The sequence below is a fragment of the bacterium genome (genome assembly GCA_020444065.1).
Classification (GTDB): Bacteria; Sumerlaeota; Sumerlaeia; order SLMS01; family JAHLLQ01; genus JAHLLQ01.
In genome coordinates this window covers 105,849-127,303 of sequence record JAHLLQ010000010.1, presented here as the reverse complement: position 1 = coordinate 127,303, position 21,455 = coordinate 105,849, and the positions used below count along the sequence as shown (strand labels likewise).

Below are 21,455 nucleotides of genomic sequence, written 5' to 3'. Positions count from 1 at the left end.
GCACACCTCGGGCCATCCGTAAAGGAAAAGCGGCGGAATGACTCGGCTACTGTATTATAGTAACCCGAGCCGGAATTTCTTCACATGTCGGAAGCGGAATTGTGTCATTTTCAAAGTGATTCGGGGCGGCCCGAAGACCGCCCCGATAGGTGACCGCTAGTTCAGAAACCCGACGCCTGGGCCGAAGTAAAGGATATCGCCGCTCGAAACGGTCCCGTTCGTGGGATCGTACAGAGCCGGTTCGCCCTCCTCCTCGGCCTGGCGTTCGTGGTGATGATGACCCGAGAAATCGTGATCGATATCCGGACCATGACTGAGCATGAAGTACCGAACAGCGGTCATCTCCTGGCCGGTCAACTCGTGGATGTACTCGTAGTATTCTTCCGCCTCGGCGCTCAACTGCCGACGGCCGCCGACGGCATCGACCCATTCGATGTAGTCGACGCTGGCGAAGTGGAACTGCGGGTTCTCAGATCCCTGTCCGGAAAAAGGCTCGTTCAGCCGTGCCGTGATGTAAGCGATTGGCGTCGTGATCAACGTCGAAACGCGCGTCTCCGGCCAATCCGGTTTGGGCGAAGTGCTGGATAGAATCTGCCCTCCATCCTCATCCGATGGAATTGGGTAGTGATTGTAATCCACCGCATACGATTCTGTTGCGGTTGCCAACGTGCGCATGTCGGCCTTCGCACGCGAGACCTTCGAACGCGTTTGCGCTTCGAGGAAATTCGGAACGGCGATCGCCGCCAGAATCGCAATGATAGCCACAACGATCAGTAACTCAATCAAGGTAAACGCCCGATTGGACGCACAGGTATTCCGGTGCATGAGAGAAGTCTCCATTTCTCTGAATGGCAAGGGGGCGGCGCGCAAGGCGCCGGGTCTAAATGGACAGCGATGTCAGAGAGAAACAGAGATGGCGGGTGGACCACGCGGGCGGCGCGTCTGGACGCAAGGCGCCGTCGGAACGGCGTGTTGCTGCTCCGCAATCGCAAGCCGAACAAGCGGCGGATTCTCCGTCAGACTTTCAGTTGGAGTAACCGGGACGACATCGACCGCATGGGAAAGCGCGCAGACAGGGCAATCGGCCATGCCCGCCGGATCGTCGATATGGGCAAGAGGATGAGCGATCCACAACGCCGAGGAAAGTAGCGCAATGGCAGAGAACAAGAAGGTGATATGTGATCTCTTCGTCATCGAAACCAGTCCGCAGCAAGGAAAGGGCCGAAGCGCAGAACTCGGTGAGTTTCTAACTCTTTTCCGGTTCGGAATCGCGCGCCTTGCCTTTGCGCAAAGCCCACAAATACAAGACGATCGCCTGCACACCAAGCGCCCAAACCCAGGCGTCGAAAATCATAATCTCCGCACCCAGGCGCCAAGTCACCCAGTTTCGCGCAATGAAAGCAAACGGAAATCCGATAATCCCAAACCAGATTGCCGCCCACCACTTGCGATCGCGCAGCATCGCCCAGGCACCGACTAGCCCTGGGATCATCAACCACTCCCACCCGAAGAACATCGACACGCGCGGGTGCCGCCAGACGAACAAGTTCCAGTAGCCCTTCACATGACCAACGATCACTTCTGGCAGCGTGTGAAACTTGAAGAAGTATCCAAGACTCGTCACTGGATCGCCGCTGTAGGGATTCGCGCGATACTCCTCGGCCGTCGGCCACCCCGGCTCGCCGATGTGTTCGGCGTTCAAGTAGAACCGCGTATGCACCGTGCTGGAATAGAACAAGTCGCCGTCTGGACTATGCCGTTGATTGAAACGCAAATGCGGTGCGAGAAGCACGATCAGGAGTAGCACCGGAATGAAAACCTCGCCCCAGTTCCACCGCTTGCGAATCGCCTCCCATGCGATGATCGGAACAATGAAACTCAACGCACTGATTCGCGTCAGCACCATCGCCGTGCCGACGATTGCCCACGATGCGCTGCGCCACCACGGACGATCCTCCAGCCACAGCCGATTCGCAAAGGCACCCATCGTCAGCAACACAACAAGATCGATGCGCAAAACCTTCGACGCGATGTCCGCCCACTCCGGCAATACCGCAACGGCCAGCGCAGCTACGATTCCAGGAACCCATCCCATCAGGCGGACACCGACAAGGAACACCGCCGCCAGCGCCGCCAAGGAAATGAGCATCGAGAAGAATCGCGCCGATGCCGCCGTTTCCGGCGCACAGACAAACCACGCCCGCAGCAGCCACGGGAACAACGGCTCGCGCACCCACGGAGCATGTTCCTGCGCTGTTTCGTAAAGCGCGCCACCTGCACTCGCAATCTCGATATAACCTGCCGCGTCCGGCGACAACTCGCTGCGGCGATTCACCTCGAACGCATCCCAACGCGCCGCCAGGCCGGCCAGCATAATCGCCGCCAATCCCATCCACAACGCAGCGCGTTCCAACTTCCCCCGATCGAACGACAACGATCGTCGCAACGGCTTCATCCCCGCCATCGCGAACAACGCATGCAAAGCCGTCGCCGCCGCCAGCCCCGTTGCCACCGCCCACGTGCCGCCTTGTGAATTCTTCATGTACAACGCGATCAGACAGAACACGACCCCCAACGCTAGCCCGCCGTTGGCCGAACGCTTCACCGTCCAGCCCATATAAAGCCGCAGGAAGATCGCGCCGAGGAAAGGCAACAGACCCAACGCGATGATGTCCGGCAAGTGCGGCAGCGGATCCAATTGCTTCGCCGAGAAACGCACATTCACCTGCCGCAACAATGCGAACTCGCCGTCCGCCGCGCGGCCGGGATCCTCCGCAATGAGCTTCAACCGAATCGGCGCGCTGCTGATCACCGACCCGGGAATGTCGTCGCTGGGAAGTTCATACACCGTTTCGTTATCGAGAACGTTTGGCAGCAGCTTCGATTCGACCTGCGGGCCGCGCTCCGTGAAGTAGCTGCGGCTCATCCGAATCGACCACCGCGATTCCGGCGCGGCAGAGACACGAATCTCCGCCGAATCCCACGGACCCTCAGGAACATTTACCTCAACCGTTGCGCCCTTCAGCGTCGCCGGAGAGTACCCGTTCCGAACCGGCCGCCATGGGCCATCCTGAAGCGACAACGTGCCGGAAGTCGCATCGTCCATCGCCTGCAACGGAATCTTTTCCACCCAATCGGAAACCGCAGGCTCCAGAAGCGCCGTCTTCAGTTGGCCGAGGAAAACCGCCAGCGCCACCGGCACGAACAGCAGCAGAATGCGAAACGCCGGCGCGATCAATTCAGGAGAAGGTTGTGGGTCGGGCTTCTTGGCCATCGTCAATGCTCCGCCCTGATGGAGAAACGGGACGCGCCACCGAGGCAAGGGAAAGGGCTCTCCCTCCTCGCAATGGGGAGATTGAGCTGACAGGATGCCATTCAAGTACCATCCTTGCTTGCACTTGCCATGTCGCTTGCATATAGGGAATGCGGAGGCTTGACTGATGGCTCTGTGCCTGGCTCTCGGAGGGGATGCCCGTCCGCCCACGACGTATATCTGCACGGCCGACCAGGTTCGGCTCGGGCGATCGTCCGACAACGACATCATCTTCGATCCCGATCACGATGCGGGCGTCTCGCGCCACCACGCCGTCATTCGCAAGAATGCGCAAGGCGGGTGGAACATCCACGACCTCGACAGCCGCCACGGGACACTCCGCAACGGCTGGCCCGTGAAAGGCGAAGAGCCGCTGAGCCCGCGCGATGTCCTTCGCCTCGGCACCACCGGCCCACAGATACTCGTCCTGTGGAGACGCAAGTCCGACAAGGACACCAGCACCTACTCGATGGGCCTCGATCCCGCCGCGCCCCAGCCCTTCCCACTGGCACTGTACCGCGATTTCCCCGACCGCTTCTCCGTCTTCCAGAAAATCGGCACCGGCGGTTACGGCGAAGTCTGGCGCGGACGCACGCGCCGGTCCGCCGAATGGGTCGCCGTGAAGTTCCTGCGCCGCGAACTCCTGCGGTCCGCCATGCAGGATCGGGAAGAAGCCGAACGCATCATCCGGCGCTTTCGCCGCGAAGCCGAACTGACCCAACGCCTCGCCGCCAGCCGCGTGAAAGGAATCGCCCGCATGGACGAAGCCGGCGGCAACCCGGACGAAGGCTTCCTCTACATGATCCTCGAGTACGTCGACGGAAAATCTCTGGAGCGCCTTGTCGGCCAATGGCGCGATTTCCCGTACGGACGATTCTGCCGCTACATGGCGCAGACCGCCGAAGCCCTCTCCGCGGCCCATCGCTTCGAATGGGTCGACATGCACGGCCGCCAGTGCCGCGGCATCGTCCACCGCGACGTCAAACCCAGCAACATCCTGATTCGCAAACGCGACGACCACGCCGTCCTCTGCGACTTCGGCATCGCCGGCATCGAAGTCGGCGGCGACCGTCTGACGCGCTCGCACGTTTGCGTTTCAACCTTCCGCTACACCGCCCCGGAAGTCTTCCGCACCAACGCCATCACCCCATCGACCGACCTGTGGGGACTGGCCGTCACCGCCTACGTCATGTTCAGCGGCGGATACTACCCGTACGACGGTGCAACGGCCCGTGACGTCATCAACGAAGTCGATGCCGGCCGCCTCATCCCGCTGACCGACTACCGCGGCGACCTGCCGCCCGAACTCGTCGACCTCATCCACCGCGGTCTCTCCCCCCACCCCGCATTCCGCCCCGAAACCGCCGCCGAATGGGCCGACCGCCTCTGGGTCTTCGCCGAAGTGTGAAAGCCTGATCATACGAAGTGACTTGGGCATCTTGCCCAAGAGCTGCGCCGCACGCTTGGAATCGGCATGTTCTGAATGTCAGACATTGGGACTCTCAGGGCGGCTTACAATAGTCCCCGGCTGATTGGAAAGACTCTCCCCCGCCCAGGCGGGCAATGGGTGGCGGTGATGATTTGAGTTGATCCGGAACCATTATTGCTTTCGAGGGGATGACTTAGAATGTGCAGAGGAATCTCTTCTTGTCGCAAGCGACTTCCATACGAATTGGTTCTCTTGACGGCTCCAAACCTGGGGTTGAGTGGCAGAGTATGCCCGTCGGCCAGATGAACCGAAGGCAGGCAGCGGAGCGAACAGAGCGATGAGGAAGCCGAATCGACGATTGGTGGCTTGCCTGCTGGTTGCAGTCTTCGCCTTCGCGACAGCGTTGCAGTCGGCACCGGCTTTCTGCTGCTGGGGACAGGAGGCGACGGCCGGTGCCGAGGCGGGGCAGTTGCACGAGCACTCCTGTTGCGGCATTGCCTTCCAGACGGTGACGCCGGAATCCTGCTCAGAACCGACGGAGAATTGCCCCCGGGCTTGCCGCAATGCGGGATCGCCGGACCAGCATGTCCAGATCCCCAAGCGACTGGTAAAGCAGGTGCCGATGGCCAAGCCCCCAGTCGCCCTGGCGCACGACGGGCTGCCCGTGATGGACGCAGATTCTGTGCGGACGAAATTGCCGGACTTGCGGATTCCTTCTCTCAAGACATCCCTTCATCTTCAGTTCCAAGTGCTTCTTTGCTGATTCGATGAGCCGTTGGTTCGTCGAATAGTCGTTTTCTTCTTCTCAGCAAAGAGGTGCATTCCATGTTGTTTGTTTCCAACTTCCGTCTTGGGCGGCGGGAATCATGAATTCTTCCGCCCCCAATTCTCTGTCGGCTTCGCGAAGCGAGGCAGTCCCACGTCCTCCGTTTCGGTGGGCAACGCGGGTGGCCTTGCCGGTGGGAATTCTCCTGGCCTTCGCCATTCTCTTTGCCGGGTCGGCGGCGGATAGTCTGTCGCCGGCCGTGACGGTGGAGGTGGTGCCGGTGGTTGAGCATCCTGCCATCAATCGAGCGGCGGCTCCCAGCGACCCAGCTTCCGGAACTGTGGTGGCGCAAGCGGCCGGTTGGATTGAGCCCGATCCGTTTCCTGTCTATGCGACGGCACTGACCGGTGGCACCGTCGAGGAGGTGCTATTCCTCGAGGGCGATGCGGTGACAGAGGGGCAAGTCCTGGCGCGATTGGTGGATGACGACGCGCGCCTGGCGCTACGTCGTGCGCAAGCCGAAGCGGTCGCGGCGGAAGAGGCTTGGGAGGCGAACATCGAGGCTCAACGAGCGGCTTCCGTGGCAACGGCGGGGGTTCGCGAGATAGCGGCGTCGCTCGAATTGGCCCGCGCGGAACGCGACATGGAGATGGCGCTGCTGCAAGAGGCGGATCGCATTCATGAGCGAAGAAAGAGCCTGCTGGCGGACGGAACAATCTCACGAGAGGAGTTTGATACGACGGAGGCCTCCCACTCGGCCCAGTCGGCCCGCGTGCGTGTGGTGGAACGGCGGATCGATGAACTCGGGGCGAAGCTCGATCGCGCCAAGGCGGAAGAGAAAGCAGCCCAACGCCGCCTCGAGTTGCGAACAGAGGAGCGCCGCAGGCTGGACCTTGCACGAGTGGCGCTGGACGAGGCCCAGTTGCGGGTAGACCGTCTGGAAATCAAGGCCCCCATCGACGGGGTCGTGATGCAGCGACAAGTCGAGCCGGGATCGGTCATCATGACGGCACCCGAGGATGCACAAATGTCGCGCGCGGCAGAGTTGTACGATCCAGCTAAACTGCAAGTGCGCGTGGATGTGCCGCTGGCGGATGCGGCGAAGATCGGCGTCGGACAGCCGGCTCGGGTCGTGGTGGAAGTTCTCCCAGATCGTACGTTTTCCGGAAAAGTCTCCCGCATCACGAACCGGGCCGATATTCAGAAGAACACCCTCGAAGTCAAAGTGGCATTGGCGGACCCGGCTGCAGAATTGAAGCCGGAGATGTTGGCGCGGGTTCGGTTTCTTTCCGTCTCCGAGTCGCTTGGTCAGGGGCAAGCGCCTGGAGGGCGGTCGGTCTTTGCCCCGGCGGAAGCCATCGACGGGGACCGTGTGTGGATTGTGACCGAGTTCGATGGCGAGGAGGGCATCGCCGCCGAACGCCACGTTACAACCACGGGCGCGCAGAAGGAGGGCTGGCATGAGATCAAGACCGGTCTCCGACCAGGCGATCTGGTTATCGTGTCTGCCGCCCGGAATCTCGAAGCGGACCTGCGAGTACGTACCCGCCAAGGAGGTACTGACTGACATGCCATTTATCGAATGCCGCGGATTGACGAGAACTTACCAGCGGGGCGATCAGAAGATTACGCCCCTGAATGAACTGGATCTGGATGTTGAGGCCGGAGAGTTTCTGGCACTCATGGGGCCGTCGGGCAGTGGAAAGACAACGTTGCTGAACCTGGTTGCCGGAATCGATCGACCGACCGCGGGCGAATTGTTCGTCGGTGGACGGAACATCGCCAAGCTGTCGCGGTCGGCGCTGGCAGACTGGCGCCGCGATCACGTGGGCTATATCTTCCAACTCTACAATCTGGTGCCGGTGCTTACGGCTTACGAGAATGTCGAGCTTCCCCTCCTGCTGCAGCCGATGTCTCGCAATGAACGCCACGAGCAAGTATCGCAAGCCCTGAACATGGTCGGCATTGCGAATCGCCACGATCACTATCCGCGGCAATTGTCCGGCGGTCAGGAGCAGCGCGTGGCGATCGCCCGCGCGATCGTCACCAAACCGAAGATCATCGTGGCGGACGAGCCAACGGGTGACTTGGACAAATCCTCCGCCCATGAGATCCTTACGTTGTTGCAGCAACTCTCACGCGAAATGAACTGCACGTTGATCATGGTGACACATGATCCGTCCGCAACAGCGTACGCCAGCCGAACACTGCACCTGGAGAAGGGTCGACTGGTGGAGGAACTGGAGCAGGCCGCCTCATGATTCCCGCACGGATGATTCCGCTGGTTTGTAAATACATCGTGCGCCACCGAGCGCGAACAATGCTGACGCTGGGCGGCATTGCCACGGCGATGTTCCTGTTCTGCGCGGTCCAGGCCATGCGTTCAGGCGTCGCATCGGCGACACAAGAAACAGCCAACGAGACAAGTCTGGTCGTCTATCGCGAGAATCGATTCTGCCCATTCACGAGCGAACTGCCGGAGGATTACACGCGGGCCATCGGCGAGATTCCCGGCGTCAGGAGCGTCGCGCCGATGCGCATTGTGGTCAGCAACTGCCGGGCATCGCTGGATGTGGTGACGTTTCGCGGCGTCGAGGAGGAAGCACTGCGCAATTCGGAGATGGAGTTGATCAGCGGCGGTCTCGCGGAATGGACGCGCCGAAACGATGCGGCGTTAGTTGGCAAACGGCTGGCAGAGCGACGCGGCCTCGGTGTTGGCGATCGCCTGAGCGCGGCGGGTATCACGGTCAACATCGCTGGGATTCTGGATTCGGCTGATCCTCAGGATCAGAACGTCGCCTATGTTCACCTGGACTTTATTCAACGAGCCGCCGGGAATAAAGAAGGAGTCGTAACGCAATTCAACGTCGAAGTCACCGATTCCAGTCAGTTGGACGCGGTGGCGGCGATGATCGACGAGACGTTCGCAAATGCCCAGGCACCAACATGGACGTCCTCCGAGAAGGCGTTCGTCGCTCGGGCTGTGACAGACATTGTGCGCCTGGTGGAGTTCGCGGGGTGGCTGGGCATCGGCAGTCTGGTGGCGATCTTTGCCTTGGTGGCCAACGCGATTTCTCTATCCGTTCAGGATCGTGTGAAAGACCACGCTGTTATGCAGACCCTGGGATACTCGGAGAACCTCATCACCCGATTGGTCGTCATCGAGAGCTTGGGGCTCAGCCTGCTGGGAGGAGTGCTGGGCGTGGGAATCGCCTTTGCTGTATCGCAACTCGGCCAATTTACATTTTCGGTGGAAGGACTCAGCGTCATCATTCAAGCCAACGCGTTGACCATCGCGACGGGACTCGGCGTGTGCGCCACGATTGGCGTCGCAGCCGGATTGGTTCCGGCTCTACGCGCGGCACGCCTCTCGACGGCGGAAGCGTTCCGGGCGGTTTAGCATGAGACGACTTCCATTCGACTACGCCGTCCGCAATCTGGGCCGATCACCGAGACGCTTTCTGGCAATTCTGCTCGGTAATGCGCTCGTTGTTCTACTGATCATTGCGGCGGCAGCATTCATCGAAGGCATGCGATCGTCGCTGAGCATTCGCAACGACTCGCGCAACGTCATCCTGCTTGCCACGGGAAGCGAAGAGAGCATCGAACGGAGCGAAATCCCGGCAACAACCCCAGGTATTCTGAGCGCGAGTCTGCCGGGAATTCACTCGGTGGCCGGAGTTGCCTTTGTTTCGCCGGAGATTCTGTCGGGACTCATCTTCTTCGAGAACGAGGGTGAAACGGAAGAATTGCGCGCGGTTGTCCGAGGGATAACACCAGAAGCATTTCTGATCCACGAGCGAGTGGAGATCGTCGAGGGCCGCGCCCCACAATCGGGCCGGAATGAAATCATCGCCGGCAGGCTGGCAGCGGAGAAACTCAGTTTGCCGGCCTCGGCTTTGGCTATCGGCGAGTCCCTTTTCTTCGAAGGCGAACCATGGACTGTCGTGGGACACTTCCAAGCTCGAGGGACCGTGATGGATGCGGAGCTTTGGACCCCGTTGACGGACCTGCAGGTGGCCACCAAACGCGACGGCCTTTCCTGCGTCGTTATCCGTTTAGGTGACGCGGAGTTCGCCGACGTGGATGCCTTCACAAAGATGCGCGTGGACCTGGAACTGTCTGCCATCGCGGAGACAGAATACTATGCATCGCTGCTGCGCTTCTACCAACCGATTCAGATCATGATCTGGGCCACGGCAATCCTGATCGCCCTGGCCGGTATTCTCGGCGGACTGAACACTCTTTACAGTGCCTTTGCCGCCCGGGCTCGCGAGATCGGGATGCTGCAATCCCTCGGCTACCCACGCCGGGCCATCGTTTTGAGTCTCGTGCAGGAGGCCATTCTGGCCGCGGCCATTGCCGTCTTCGTCGCCATTGCGGCAGCCAAGGTCTTGCTCGATGGGATCGCCGTCTCCTTCTCCATGGGCGTGTTCGAACTGACCCTGAACAGCACTGTACTGACCGCCGGCGCCACCGTAGGGCTTTTCCTCGGCTTTCTCGGCGCATTGCCCCCTGCATGGCGGTGCCTGCGTATGCCAATTCCTGAAGCACTGAAGTCACTCTGAGCAATCAATCGCACATAGGAGCTATTCCATGAAGCACAAGATCACCCCCTTCATCCTTGCATCTGCGTTCGTCTTCGCCGCTTGCAGCCAGGAGACCACGAAGACAGCAAACGCACCACAAGAAATGCGAACAACCGGAGAAACGGAATCCGCGATAGCCCTGCCGCAGGGATTCTTCCTGTCCGAAACCCCTGCCAACGCAACGTCCGTGTCCGCCACTCGATCCAGCGCGCAAGTCGGAGAAGAAGTCACAGTGACGGGCTACATCGGTGGCCGCGCCGAGCCCTTCACCGACGGCCGCGCCATCTTCCTTCTCGCCGACAGTGAAAAAGCACCGGCCTGTGGAAACGAATGCCGAATCCCCTGGGATGCCTGTTGTGTACCCGGCGATGTCGTCGCTGCCAACAGCGCAACCATCCAAGTCGTCGACTCAGACGGCAAGACACTTCGTCTTGGACTGCAAGGCATCAACGACCTGGCCCCCGGTGCAGAAATCACCGTCCAAGGCACCGTCCATCAAGCCAACGACGCCATCTTCATTCTGAACGCGAATGGCATTGCGATGAACTGATGCCCCCCAGGGCAAGGAATAGACATCCAGTCCCCGTGTGGCCCCCGCCCCAATCCTCTCGGAGAGGAGCTGGGTTTGAATTGTGCTCGCGCGCCGTAATTCGGTCTTGGCGACTACCGAAGAACGGTAACGACCGCACTCTCTCCTCTGCGCCTTTGCGCCTCTGCGCGATCACCCCTCCCCCGGGACACCCCCAGTTTTTCGATCCTCCCCATGGCGATTGGTTTTGACACTGTTGCCCCGAGCCGGGCACCAGAAGTGGACACTTCAGGCCTGATGGTGACTGCTGATGCGTGAATTGCTCTGGTTGAATGGCCGTGTAATGCCCCTGTCCGAAGGACGCGTTTCCGTCGAGGATCGGGGATTTCAGTTTGCCGATGGAATCTACGAGGCGATCCGTTGCTACGACGGCGTGCCGCTCATGCTCGACGAGCATCTGCAGCGCTTCGAGAACAGCGCCCGCGCGATTCTGATCGAACCCCCGGGGACGCGTGACGAGCGCGCCGAGAACATCCGATCGCTGGTCCGCGAAAGCGGCTTCGGCGACTGCCTGCTCTACGGCCAGCTCACCCGCGGCGCCTCTCCGCGCAAACACACCTTCCCGCTCGCGAAAGACTGCCCACCGACGGAACTCTGGTACGTGCGCGAACTCCAGGCGCATGCCCCCGAGCACTATCGCGACGGCGTCGCGCTGCTCTCTCACCCGGACGAGCGCTGGGCGCGCTGCAACATCAAGTCCCTCGCCCTGCTGCCGAATGTCCTGGCCAAAGAACGCGCCCGCCGCGCCGGCTGCTTCGAAGCCCTCCTCTACCGCGAAGACGGCACCGTCACCGAATGCGGGGCGTCCAACGCCTATTGCGTGATCGACGGCGTCGTCCGCACACATCCGCTGAACAACCGGATCCTGCCGGGCGTCACGCGCCTGCTCGTTCTCCAGGTGGCCCGCGAGGAAGGCGTCGAAGTCGTCGAGGAAGCCGTGACGCTCGACGAATTCGCCGCCGCGCCGGAGGCCTTCATCAGTTCCACCACGATGGAGATCATGCCTGCCACTCGGCTGGACGGGAAGCCCATCGGTAACGGCCAGGTCGGCCCCGTAACCCGCAGCCTGATGGGCAAAGTCAACGACCGCGCCCGCGCCATGTGCGCCGCCGCACAACTGCCCGGCTGAGAAGCCCCCTGCAAGACGCTTCGCGATATCTCGCGTACTCGAACTCGTACGCGCACTCGTACTCGACCGATCCCAACACCCGCGCCACGTGCGTGAAAATCTCCCTGTGAGAACCGCCGAACGCGGCAGGGCGTTCTGCTTGTTCCAAGATCGAGGCGCGCAACGCGGTGGATAAGGGAGCGCCCAGAAATACGTGGTCGATCCCACCGCCCGCCGCGCAACGATGAGATTGGGACAATGAGAACGCCCTGCCACCGGTTGACAAACCGCCTCGCCAGGCTAAATCATTCGGGCTGCCCCCACACGGAGTTCAAACCCCGCCCCGTGGAGCGTCCCGTGCGGATCATCACAGACATCGATCCGGCCTCTCGCGAGTGCCCGTGCCCCGAGAGCGCCTGGAAGAAGTGGAACAGCAACGACCCGCTGCACCCCTTCCTCAGCCTCTGCTTCCCCACCGATCCGCCGATGGTCGAGACGGAAGTCTCCGGCCAGAAGCTCAGCCGCCAGTACCCGCTCGTCATCTGGCAGCAGTACGCGTCGAACTCGCAGATCGACCTGCTTTCGAAGGCACTCGCGAAGAACCTCGAAGTCCCGACCAACCTTGTCATGGTCGCAAACGAAGGCCTCGCCTTCCGCGGCCACTTCGATCGCCGGTGGGCAGCCATCCAGGGCAACCTGCACGTTACCGTTTTCGTACGCGATGAACTCCCGATCCAGACCGCCGGCGTTGGATATGCCATCCTGCCGGTGCTCACGTTACTCGACTTCGTGCGCGGACTGTCTGGCACGAAGCACACCGTCGGTGTGAAGTGGATGAACGACATTCTGCTCGATGGCGCGAAGATCGGCGGTGCGCTCAGCAAGACGCGCACGCAGGGCGGCATCTTCACCGAAGCCATGATCGGAATGGGCGTGAACACGAACAGCACGCCCGATGTTGCGCCGACGGTCTTCGTCCCGAAGGTTGGCGACATGAGCGCCTTCACCGAGAATCGCACGCGACTCGAACTGCTGACGCGGCTCCTCAGCACCTTTACGACAAATCACTACTTGCTTCTGAAAGAAGGCGGCGGGCAACTTGTCGAACGCTATCGACGCGACTGGATGGACCTGGATCGCCGCGTGCGCATCTATGACGACGGCACAGGACTCGACGACCGCAACCTGACCGGCCGGGACATCCTTGCCCGCGGCACGATCGAAGGCGTGGATAAGAATCTGAACCTGATCATCGGAGGGAAAAGCGTCAGCCGGGGGCGGCTGGCGTACGAGGAAGATTGCCAGACATTTGGCATCTGAATTCGACTTCCGGAGATTTCTGAATGAGCAACGAAGAACGCTTCACGGCGGAGGAATGGCATCGCCGCCTCGCCGTTTCCCTTTTCAACGAGACCTGGACCTACATCGAAAAACCGGACCGCACGCCTGCGGAAACCGACCGCATGATTCACATGGCGCACGCCTCGCGCTATCACTGGGAGCAGGTCGGCAAGCCCATCAACCTCGGGCGAGGCGAATGGCAAGTCTCCCGCGTGCATGCCATCTCCGGCCACGCGGACACAGCGATTTACCACGGCATGCGCTACCTGCAGATTCTGGAAGAGAACGGCATCGGCGATTGGGATGTCGCGGCCGCCTGCGAAGCCATCGCCCGTGGCTACATGGTTGCCGGCGATTCGGAGAAAACCACTGAATACCTCGCCAAGGCGCGCGAAGCCTGCAAAAACATCAAAGATTCGGATGATCTGAAGGTGATCGAGAAGGATCTGGAGACGATCCAGGTTCCATAGGCTCCTTCTTCAACAATCGAATTCCCATCTCTTCGGAAACGAGCTCCCAGCGATACTTGCCCGTTTCGCGCAGGACCTCCTCGGCTTCATCCGGGCTAACGTCGCTCATTCGCAGCATGTCATCGACGAGCAGATAATCGATCTCCCTGATGCTCCAGGGGCGAATGGGCAACGCGCGGCGATCCGACGGTACGCGACAGAAGAGCTGGTGCTGCGCGCCGACCGTTGCGCCAACGGGAAGGTCTTCGAGAACGAATCCGACCATCCGAAAACGCGGGTCCGCCTTCAGCGGGAGGTGCCGCAGATTGTCCGTGCGCGTGGGGAAAAACTGTGTCCCCAATGCAATCACGACGAAGAAGACGACCAGCACACGATCGATCAACGCGCGCCGTTCCGCGAAGTTCTCGCGCAGCAAACGCGCGCCGCCAATCGTTGCAAGGAACAGAAACGGCACGGCGGCATAGCTGTAATAATAATCCAGCCGCGCGATGATGTGATCCCCGGTCAGCAAGAACGGCACGGCAGCCAACAGCCCCAGGCCCGCGCGCTTCCAATCCAGCAAACAGATCACGCCCGTCGAGCCCACAAGCAACAGCAAAACAGGCTTCGCAATGCGACCGATCGTGCTGATCGGATGCACGAACAGATACGCCAGCACCTGCAGCGGCGTCTCGCCCATCTCGGTGTACCGACTGGCCGCAACCATACCGAGGCGCGTGTACTCCTCCAGGCCGCAAGCCTTCATCACGATGCTCGCCAACATGCCGCCGGCGATCCCTGCCGCAATTGTCGCGACACCCCACCGCCAGCCATCGCGTTCCGTCAGCAGATACAACCCATACAGAACGACGTACAACGCATAATCCTCCTTCAAAAGGAGGACCAACCCGATGCCGATCGCGAACGGCACTGGCTTCCGGCGCTCCCGCGCCAGAAACGCCAGAAACATCGGCGCGAACCCGAGCGACTCCGAGTGATTCGCCATGTGAATCGATGCCACGAAGTGATTCCCCAGGAACAGCACCGCCACCCCCAACGCAAGCGCCTCCGAACGCAGAACGAGGCGCGCCAGTTCCGCCAGAGGCCACGCCGCAAGCACCAGAAAGAACGTCAGAAAACAAACGAGCGTCAGCGGATGATCGAAGAGCCGGTACAATGGCAATACGAGCATAAAGACCGGCTGAAAGTGGATCCCGAAGTAGTTCCCGTCCACATGCGGCGCCAACGGATTGACGAGGAACTCCCCCTGCCACGTGTGCGACATCATCCAGTTGAACAGCCCGACGTCCGCCAGGTACAGCCGATGGGCGTAATACATCGAAACGGTGATCCACTGGAACCACGCCATCGCCAGCAACAGGAGCCCCGCCAGGGCGAGCTTGTAGCCCAGGGATGATGGCCCCGCATCGCTCTCAAGCCGTGGCTGATTGTCCTGCAAAACCATTCGTCTGCTCGTCTTCCGGGCCGCTTCGCGCCCGGGACCAATCGTTCCCGGCGCAAAGCGGCTTGACCGTATCTCCGCCCGGGGTTCAGAATGTGCCTCTCGAAAATCGCCGGGCCAAAGGGAAATTCGGATTTGTCGAAATCGCTCCAGGAAGCGCGGTTCGCCCGGGACCATGGAGCCAATTCAAGGAGCAGGTTATGCTGGACGTAACGGAAATGCTGCGATTCTCCGTCGAGCAGGGCGCGTCGGACTTGCACATTGCGGTGGGACGCCCGCCCGTCATGCGCGTACACGGCGATCTGTTGAACTTCGATCAGCCCCCCTTGTCGTCGGCCGACACCCGTCGGTTGATCTACGGCATCTTGACCGATATTCAGAAGCAGAAGTTCGAGGAGAACAAGGACTTGGACTTCTCGCTCAGCGTCACCAACCTGGCGCGCTTCCGTGTGAACGCACACTTCCAGCGCGGCTCCGTCGCCGCCGCTTTCCGAACCATTCCGACGCAGATCCGCAGCTTCGAAGAACTGCAGCTCCCCCGCAAAATCCTCGAAGTTCTCTGCCGTCGCCCGAACGGACTCACACTCGTCACCGGCCCCACCGGATCCGGCAAGTCCACAACGCTCGCCGCCATGATCGACATGATCAACTCCGAGCGCGACTGCCACATCATCACCGTCGAGGACCCGATCGAGTATCTCCATCAGCACAAGAAAGCCCTCATCGAACAGCGCGAAGTCCACGAGGACACCACCTCCTTCGCCGACGCCCTCAAATACGTTCTGCGCCAGGATCCGGACGTGATCCTCGTCGGTGAGATGCGCGACCTGGAAACCATCTCCGCGGCCATCACGGCGGCGGAAACCGGCCACCTCGTCTTCTCCACGCTCCACACCGTCGACGTCGTCCAGACCGTCGACCGCGTCATCGACGTGTTCCCGCCCCACCAGCAGGAACAGGTGCGCATCATGCTCGCCGGTGTTATCGAAGGCATTCTCTGCCAGCGCCTCCTCCACAGCGCCCGCGGCGGCCGAACGATCGCCCTCGAAATCCTGACCGGCACGGACGCCATTCGAAACATGATCCGTGAAGGCAAGTCGCACCAGATCCCGGGCTTCATGGAGGCCGGCGTGAAGTACGGCATGCAGACCATGGATCGCTGCCTGATCGAGCTTGTCCGCCGCCACCTGATCACGCGCGACACGGCCCTCGTGAATGCCAAGAAGCCGGAAGAAATGCGCCGCCAGCTCTCCGGCGGGGGCGCCTCGGGCGCAGGTCAGGCCCCCGGAGCCATGGAAGGCCGTCAGCGTGGCATGGGCGGCCAGAACCCCTACGGGAGCACGGGCGGCTGACCGCAGCCTAAACACGACTCGCAAACAAGAACCGCCCCCGATCATTGATGATCGGGGGCGGTTTCTTTAGCTTGTCGCAAGTGAATCAGGCTTCGTCCAACGCCTCGATGCCGGGCAGCTTCTTGCCTTCGAGGAACTCGAGGCTCGCGCCGCCGCCGGTCGAAACGTGGCTCATCTTCTCGACCAGATCGTACTTCTTCACCGCCGCGGCTGTATCGCCACCGCCGATGATCGTCACCGAATCCAGCATCGCCATCTTCTCCGCCACGGCCTTCGTGCCCTTGGCGAAATCCTCGATCTCGAACACGCCCACCGGGCCGTTCCAGACGATCGTGCCGGCCTTGGCCAGTTCGGCGTTCAGCATCTCGACCGTCTTCGGGCCGCAATCGACGCCTTCCATGTCCGCCGGAATGCCGTCGATATCGACGACCTTCGTGTTGGCTCCGGCTTCGAACTTGTCCGTCACCAGCACATCGACCGGCAGCAGCACGTTGGCCTTCGCGCTCTCGAACTCCGCCAGCAACTCCTTCGCGATCTCCGCCGTCTCTTCCTCAAACAGCGACTTCCCGATCTCCTTGCCCTGGGCCTTGAAGAACGTGAATGTCATGCCGCCGCCAAGGAACAGCACGTCGACCTTGTTCAGCAGCGCGCGGATCACGCCGATCTTGCTCGACACCTTCGCGCCGCCCAGAATGGCGACCAGTGGGCGCTTCGGCTCATCCAGTGCACCCTTCAGGTACTTCAGTTCCTTCTGGATCAGGTAACCGCAGGCGCACGGATCCAGGAACTTCGTCACGCCGCACGTCGACACGTGATCGCGGTGCGCCGTGCCGAACGCGTCGTTGACGTAGACTTCAGCCAGGCCGGACAGCTTCTTCGCAAACTCCCAGCGTTCCTTGCTGAACTCCTTCGTTTCCTTGTTCTTCTTCTCGTCCTCTTCCTTGTGGAAGCGAACGTTCTCCAGCAACAGCGCGCGGCCGGACTCCAGCTTCGAGACCATTGCCTCGACCTCCGAGCCGACGCAATCCGGCGCCAGCGGAACATCGAAACCCAGCAGCTCGCCGAGACGCTTCGCCACCGGCGCCAGGCTCATCTCGGGCACAACCTTGCCCTTCGGACGACCCAGGTGAGACGCCAGGATCACCCGGCCGCCCTTCTCCAGCAGTTCCTTGATCGTGGGCAACGCGGCGGTGATGCGCGCGTCGTCGGTGATGTTCAGGTTGTCGTCCAGGGGCACATTGAAATCGCACCGCACCAGGACGCGTTTGTCTTGGACAGTGATGTCCGCAACCGACAGCTTTGCCATATCGAAAATCTCCCGTTGGGAATTTGGTTCGTTGTTCTGGAGCCGGGCCGAGGGCCCAAGGCCTCCCCTCAGAAAACCGTGGGGTTCTTACGAAAGCGCGGCCCCGCGTGTCAATGGGTGCTGCCAGGATCGAGCGGGAGATGACCCGATGTCGCACCTCGCAGCACACTTGTCCATGTTATTCCGGTAGACACCCCACAACGTTGAATGCTCGCCTCTTGGGAACGCGCGAAGCGGATTTTCGCCGAGAGGTGGAGGAAGTATGAGTTCCCCGGAAGCCCGAAAGCTGTTCGAACAGGCCCTTGTTCTCCTGGATCAGGGCGAGGTGACTCAAGGAGTCGACACCCTCGAAGAAGCCCATCGACTGGACTCGCAGGATGTCGAAGTCATCGGCAACCTGGCCTGGGCCTGCATCGCCATCGATCGCCGCAAGAGATCTGCGGAGCTCTATGAGAAGCTCATCGAACTGCAGCCGACAAACTACGAAGCGCGCTATCGCCTGCAATTCCTGAAAGCCGAAGATGCGGGGTTCACCGAGGATTCGATCAGGAGACTTCTGGATATCTTGGAGAAGAGCGAAGTCGAGGCGGACTGGCTCATGTTGATCGAGCTGGCAGCGAAGAAGCATGGAGCCGGACTGGCCGCCCAGGCTGCTCAGCGTGCGGCGAAGCTCTATCCGGGAAACGCGCAGTTCGCGGCAAAGGACATTCAGTATCGCTCACAGGCTCGACGGGAACGGCGCAAGGCCCTTGCGGAACGGCTTGGCGCCCGCCGCGTCCTCAAGCACCTGCTCGGCTACCGCGCCGTGCGAGAAATGCTCCTCGAGTCCTCCGAGGGAAGCCAATCCCAGCTCGAGCTCTGCATGAAGGACTTCTACCAGATGGGATCGGTTCAGGCCGTCTTCCCACAGACTCCGCCCGAACTTCGCGCAGAGGCCTTTGACGACCATTGGAAAGACTGCAAGTGCGACTGGTTCCGCTGGATGCAGGAGCAGTCCGGACTGAGCGCTCCCCCGTCTGGGAGACTCCTGGACGTGGGTGCCGGCCCCGGTTTTGGCGGACACCACTTCCTGAAGTGGGGATACGATGTAACAGCCCTCTCGGGCAGCGATGCAGAGCTGGAAGAATGTCGACGGCGCGGAATGGAAACCCTGAAGTGCGATATGCACTCCATCCCGATTCCGAGCAACTCCCTCAAGGGCATTCTTGCCAGCCACGTTCTCGAGCATTCCATCGCGCCGATGGTTATGCTCTGGGAGTTCCGTCGACTCCTGGAACCCGGCGGTCTCATTTATGTGAACCTTCCCTTCCCAAACGACGGCGAACCCCGAGAGCACTTCCCCTCCGAATGGGATGAGGAAACGGACACCTACACTTTCGAGACGGACGATCGGAACAACGGGAAGATCCCGGAGATCACCTACTACACCTACGGATTCCCGCCGCACATCTTCGTGCTGACGTATTGGCAGTGGCGCTGGGTCTTCCGCCAGGCCGGCCTCGAACACGTCGCCTCCGCCATGGACATCCCCGGCAAAGGAATCGCCGACCCGCACGAAGCCCTCGCCAACAAACCCGACGGCCCACTGCACTGGAACCAACTCTTCATCCTGCGCAATCCGTGAACCGAGGAACGGGCAAGGGATGAATGGAGCCGAAAAGGCCACACATACCAGGGACCGTAATCACGAACATGACAATGACGCGTCGGAAAATCGCGGGACTTATCGGTGCTGGAGTGGTGCTCTCTCTGGTTTCCTTCTACTTCTTGTGGCGCGCTTCGCCCCTGGCCAGCCATTCCGAATTCTACGTCTTTAGCGCAGATGTGTATACCGAGAAAGATCCATGGGCGTATCACAAGGAACTTGTCGGGGTCATCCCGATCGTCAAGTCACCGAAAGGCCTCAGGTACCCCACCAGTTTCTTTGCAGACGGTGCGGGAGAATTGTCGCATCGGGGACATCTCACATTGGAGAGGCCTCTCTTCTTCACCAATGGCTGGACCTTCTCAGGCATTCATCGCAACGAGGAGGTCGGCTTTGTCGTGTATGAAACAGAAAAAGCCAAGGAGACCGCACGGGTCTGCTGGATTTCAAACGATCAGCTGGATGCTGCCATAGAAGCCGAGAAAATCATCCTCCCCAAAACATCTACTCTCCCACCGTTCGACCTGGATCAACTGCCGCCTGTGTCGAACTGACGGCAAGATGCTGAATAGAACCCTATTGAATCACCAATCGAACAAGATCGGCCGCATCGACGACTCCGTCCCCGTTCAGATCGTATCCCATTTGGCTTGAGACAAGCCCCAGGAGGGCGTTCAAGATATCGTCAAGCAGCGGAGTAGAGCCGGACGGAGTTCCGTGAAACACAAAAGCCGCGCCCTCGTTGGATTCGCCATTGTCGTACAACTCCGCGCCGATAATCACATCGCTGCCCCCATCGCCATTCACATCGCCTGCGATTGATACAGAGTAACCGAACAGGGCACCAACCTGGTTGCCCTCTGCATTCCAGTCGGCGACGGCCGACAACCCAGTGGCCGAACCATAGAAGATGTACGCGATGCCCTCGTTCTCCTCATCGTAATAGTCCTGGGTGGCACCAATGATAACGTCATCGAAACCATCCGCATTGAAATCCCCCGCTGTCGAAACCCAGAAGCCAAACTGTGCGCGAGAGATCCCCCCCTCTCCAATCCAGCCGGGAGAGGCCGAAAGCCCATTCTCAGAGCCATAGTATACAAACGCCTTCCCTTCATTCTTGTCGGCAATGTCGATGCCGTAGGCGCCAACGATCACATCGTCGTAGCCATCATTATTCACATCCCCCGCCGTGGAAACCGAGTGACCGAACTCTGCGGCTTCCGCATTTCCCTCCGCCGTCCAGCCGGCGGTCGATTCGAGGCCTGATGCCGATCCATAAAACAAGAATGCTCTCCCCTCATTTGTCTCCCCGTTATTATAGAAGTTCGCGCCCACAATGACGTCATCATACCCGTCGCCGTCCACATCTCCGGCATTGGAAACGTAGTTTCCGAAAAAGCAGGCCGCCTGGTTGCCTTCTCCTGTCCAGTCTGGAGAATTGCTCAGACCCGTTTGAGAGCCGTGAAAAACGAACGCTCCACCTTCATAGTCTTCGCCGTTCTTGTAAGTGTTGGCACCGATGATCACATCGTCATACCCGTCGCCATTCACATCGCCCGCGCACGAGACAGAAGTGCCAAATCGCTCCGTATTCTGCGTGCCGGTCATGATCCAGTCGGGAGTAGAACTGAGACCCCCAGCGGAACCATAATAAACAAAAGCAGCGCCCTCGCGATAGAGATCGTCAGTGAACAAGGGAGCCCCCATGATGACGTCATCGTATCCGTCCCCATTCACATCGCCGGCGGTCGAGACGGAATAACCAAGATTTATCAAAGCCGCGTTCCCCTCGATAACAAAGTCCGGCGTACCGTAGACCCCTGACTCCGACCCATGGTAAAAATATACGGCGCCCTCTTGGGATTGACCATTGGCGTAATTGCTGGCTCCAACAATTATATCATCATAGCCGTCGCCGTTGACATCTCCCGCCGTCGACACGGTACTGCCATAATGGGCATCCTTGACATTTGACTCACCAACCCAGTCCGGCGTGGCCCTTTGGTATTCTGCAGAGCCGAGCGTCTCAGCACCTGCAGCCGCCGGGATCAGACTCCCCCACATAGCAAATGCCAGCGCGAAGGAAAAAGCGTTCTTAACGTTCAC

18 protein-coding genes and 1 pseudogene are annotated in these 21,455 nt (G+C 60.5%); 13 read left to right on the top strand and 6 right to left on the bottom strand.

From position 1 onward, the window contains the following. Positions 1-630 precede the first annotated feature (630 nt). The 3 genes and pseudogenes from KQI84_18620 to KQI84_18610 all read right to left on the bottom strand — a co-directional run bounded on the left by KQI84_18620 (position 631) and on the right by KQI84_18610 (position 3,274). Positions 631-825: pseudogene (locus KQI84_18620) on the bottom strand (prepilin-type N-terminal cleavage/methylation domain-containing protein). A 72-nt stretch (positions 826-897) separates the two neighbouring features. Continuing rightward, the gene (locus tag KQI84_18615; protein ID MCB2156896.1) at positions 898-1,194 is read right to left on the bottom strand and encodes a hypothetical protein; all 297 of its coding nucleotides are present in this window, start codon (positions 1,192-1,194) and stop codon (positions 898-900) included. 52 nt (positions 1,195-1,246) lie between these two features. Next, a complete protein-coding gene (locus tag KQI84_18610) occupies positions 1,247-3,274 on the bottom strand; it encodes a glycosyltransferase family 39 protein (protein MCB2156895.1) in 2,028 nt (675 codons plus the stop codon). A gap of 166 nt (positions 3,275-3,440) precedes the next feature. Between KQI84_18610 and KQI84_18605 the strand changes: the two genes are divergently transcribed. The 10 genes from KQI84_18605 (at position 3,441) to KQI84_18560 (ending at position 13,605) form a co-directional block, all read left to right on the top strand. Continuing rightward, a complete protein-coding gene (locus tag KQI84_18605) occupies positions 3,441-4,721 on the top strand; it encodes a protein kinase (protein ID MCB2156894.1) in 1,281 nt (426 codons plus the stop codon). A gap of 358 nt (positions 4,722-5,079) precedes the next feature. Next, a complete protein-coding gene (locus KQI84_18600; GenBank protein MCB2156893.1) occupies positions 5,080-5,505 on the top strand; it encodes a hypothetical protein in 426 nt (141 codons plus the stop codon). A 196-nt stretch (positions 5,506-5,701) separates the two neighbouring features. Then, the gene (locus KQI84_18595; protein MCB2156892.1) at positions 5,702-7,075 is read left to right on the top strand and encodes an efflux RND transporter periplasmic adaptor subunit; all 1,374 of its coding nucleotides are present in this window, start codon (positions 5,702-5,704) and stop codon (positions 7,073-7,075) included. Position 7,076: 1 nt separating this feature from the next. Further along, positions 7,077-7,769: an ABC transporter ATP-binding protein gene (locus KQI84_18590; protein ID MCB2156891.1), complete on the top strand. Its 693-nt coding sequence runs from the start codon at positions 7,077-7,079 to the stop codon at positions 7,767-7,769. Further along, positions 7,766-8,908 carry an FtsX-like permease family protein gene (locus tag KQI84_18585; GenBank protein ID MCB2156890.1) on the top strand — a complete coding sequence of 381 codons (1,143 nt, stop codon included), beginning with the start codon at positions 7,766-7,768 and terminating at the stop codon, positions 8,906-8,908. The genes KQI84_18590 and KQI84_18585 overlap by 4 nt, the downstream gene beginning before the upstream one ends. Position 8,909: 1 nt before the next feature. Then, positions 8,910-10,076: an ABC transporter permease gene (locus KQI84_18580; protein ID MCB2156889.1), complete on the top strand. Its 1,167-nt coding sequence runs from the start codon at positions 8,910-8,912 to the stop codon at positions 10,074-10,076. A gap of 28 nt (positions 10,077-10,104) precedes the next feature. Then, a complete protein-coding gene (locus KQI84_18575) occupies positions 10,105-10,647 on the top strand; it encodes a hypothetical protein (GenBank protein MCB2156888.1) in 543 nt (180 codons plus the stop codon). Positions 10,648-10,969: 322 nt separating this feature from the next. After that, complete coding sequence (locus KQI84_18570) at positions 10,970-11,815, top strand: aminotransferase class IV (GenBank protein MCB2156887.1); 846 nt, start codon at positions 10,970-10,972, stop codon at positions 11,813-11,815. A 336-nt stretch (positions 11,816-12,151) separates the two neighbouring features. After that, a complete protein-coding gene (locus KQI84_18565; protein MCB2156886.1) occupies positions 12,152-13,114 on the top strand; it encodes a hypothetical protein in 963 nt (320 codons plus the stop codon). A gap of 23 nt (positions 13,115-13,137) precedes the next feature. Then, positions 13,138-13,605, top strand: coding sequence for a hypothetical protein (locus KQI84_18560; GenBank protein ID MCB2156885.1), 468 nt, complete (start codon positions 13,138-13,140; stop codon positions 13,603-13,605). On the opposite strand, the gene KQI84_18555 is transcribed toward KQI84_18560, so the two are convergent. Continuing rightward, positions 13,544-15,049 (bottom strand): DUF2079 domain-containing protein, encoded by a 1,506-nt coding sequence (locus KQI84_18555; protein MCB2156884.1) that lies wholly within the window; start codon positions 15,047-15,049, stop codon positions 13,544-13,546. The genes KQI84_18560 and KQI84_18555 overlap by 62 nt on opposite strands. A gap of 200 nt (positions 15,050-15,249) precedes the next feature. Between KQI84_18555 and KQI84_18550 the strand changes: the two genes are divergently transcribed. Beyond that, positions 15,250-16,398, top strand: a complete 1,149-nt coding sequence (locus KQI84_18550; GenBank protein MCB2156883.1) for a type IV pilus twitching motility protein PilT — start codon at positions 15,250-15,252, stop codon at positions 16,396-16,398. A gap of 85 nt (positions 16,399-16,483) precedes the next feature. Here the strand turns inward: KQI84_18550 and KQI84_18545 are convergent, their stop codons facing one another. Further along, positions 16,484-17,704 (bottom strand): phosphoglycerate kinase, encoded by a 1,221-nt coding sequence (locus tag KQI84_18545; protein MCB2156882.1) that lies wholly within the window; start codon positions 17,702-17,704, stop codon positions 16,484-16,486. Between the two features lie 262 nt (positions 17,705-17,966). On the opposite strand from KQI84_18545, the gene KQI84_18540 reads away from it, so the two are divergent. After that, the gene (locus tag KQI84_18540; GenBank protein ID MCB2156881.1) at positions 17,967-19,328 is read left to right on the top strand and encodes a methyltransferase domain-containing protein; all 1,362 of its coding nucleotides are present in this window, start codon (positions 17,967-17,969) and stop codon (positions 19,326-19,328) included. 74 nt (positions 19,329-19,402) lie between these two features. Beyond that, on the top strand, positions 19,403-19,903 hold the full coding sequence (locus KQI84_18535; GenBank protein MCB2156880.1) for a hypothetical protein: 501 nt from the start codon (positions 19,403-19,405) through the stop codon (positions 19,901-19,903). A gap of 22 nt (positions 19,904-19,925) precedes the next feature. Here the strand turns inward: KQI84_18535 and KQI84_18530 are convergent, their stop codons facing one another. Continuing rightward, entirely contained in the window at positions 19,926-21,455 is a 1,530-nt protein-coding gene (locus KQI84_18530; protein MCB2156879.1) for an integrin alpha, read from the bottom strand.

What these genes read in the sequence shown, in the direction of transcription:
- KQI84_18545 (MCB2156882.1), bottom strand. Translation starts at nt 17,704, where the DNA reads ATGGCAAAGCTGTCGGTTGCGGACATCACTGTCCAAGACAAACGCGTC.
- KQI84_18560 (MCB2156885.1), top strand. Translation starts at nt 13,138, where the DNA reads ATGAGCAACGAAGAACGCTTCACGGCGGAGGAATGGCATCGCCGCCTC.
- KQI84_18535 (MCB2156880.1), top strand. Translation starts at nt 19,403, where the DNA reads ATGACGCGTCGGAAAATCGCGGGACTTATCGGTGCTGGAGTGGTGCTC.
- KQI84_18575 (MCB2156888.1), top strand. Translation starts at nt 10,105, where the DNA reads ATGAAGCACAAGATCACCCCCTTCATCCTTGCATCTGCGTTCGTCTTC.
- KQI84_18570 (MCB2156887.1), top strand. Translation starts at nt 10,970, where the DNA reads ATGCCCCTGTCCGAAGGACGCGTTTCCGTCGAGGATCGGGGATTTCAG.
- KQI84_18615 (MCB2156896.1), bottom strand. Translation starts at nt 1,194, where the DNA reads ATGACGAAGAGATCACATATCACCTTCTTGTTCTCTGCCATTGCGCTA.
- KQI84_18540 (MCB2156881.1), top strand. Translation starts at nt 17,967, where the DNA reads ATGAGTTCCCCGGAAGCCCGAAAGCTGTTCGAACAGGCCCTTGTTCTC.
- KQI84_18585 (MCB2156890.1), top strand. Translation starts at nt 7,766, where the DNA reads ATGATTCCCGCACGGATGATTCCGCTGGTTTGTAAATACATCGTGCGC.
- KQI84_18590 (MCB2156891.1), top strand. Translation starts at nt 7,077, where the DNA reads ATGCCATTTATCGAATGCCGCGGATTGACGAGAACTTACCAGCGGGGC.
- KQI84_18555 (MCB2156884.1), bottom strand. Translation starts at nt 15,049, where the DNA reads ATGGTTTTGCAGGACAATCAGCCACGGCTTGAGAGCGATGCGGGGCCA.
- KQI84_18600 (MCB2156893.1), top strand. Translation starts at nt 5,080, where the DNA reads ATGAGGAAGCCGAATCGACGATTGGTGGCTTGCCTGCTGGTTGCAGTC.
- KQI84_18610 (MCB2156895.1), bottom strand. Translation starts at nt 3,274, where the DNA reads ATGGCCAAGAAGCCCGACCCACAACCTTCTCCTGAATTGATCGCGCCG.
- KQI84_18580 (MCB2156889.1), top strand. Translation starts at nt 8,910, where the DNA reads ATGAGACGACTTCCATTCGACTACGCCGTCCGCAATCTGGGCCGATCA.
- KQI84_18605 (MCB2156894.1), top strand. Translation starts at nt 3,441, where the DNA reads ATGGCTCTGTGCCTGGCTCTCGGAGGGGATGCCCGTCCGCCCACGACG.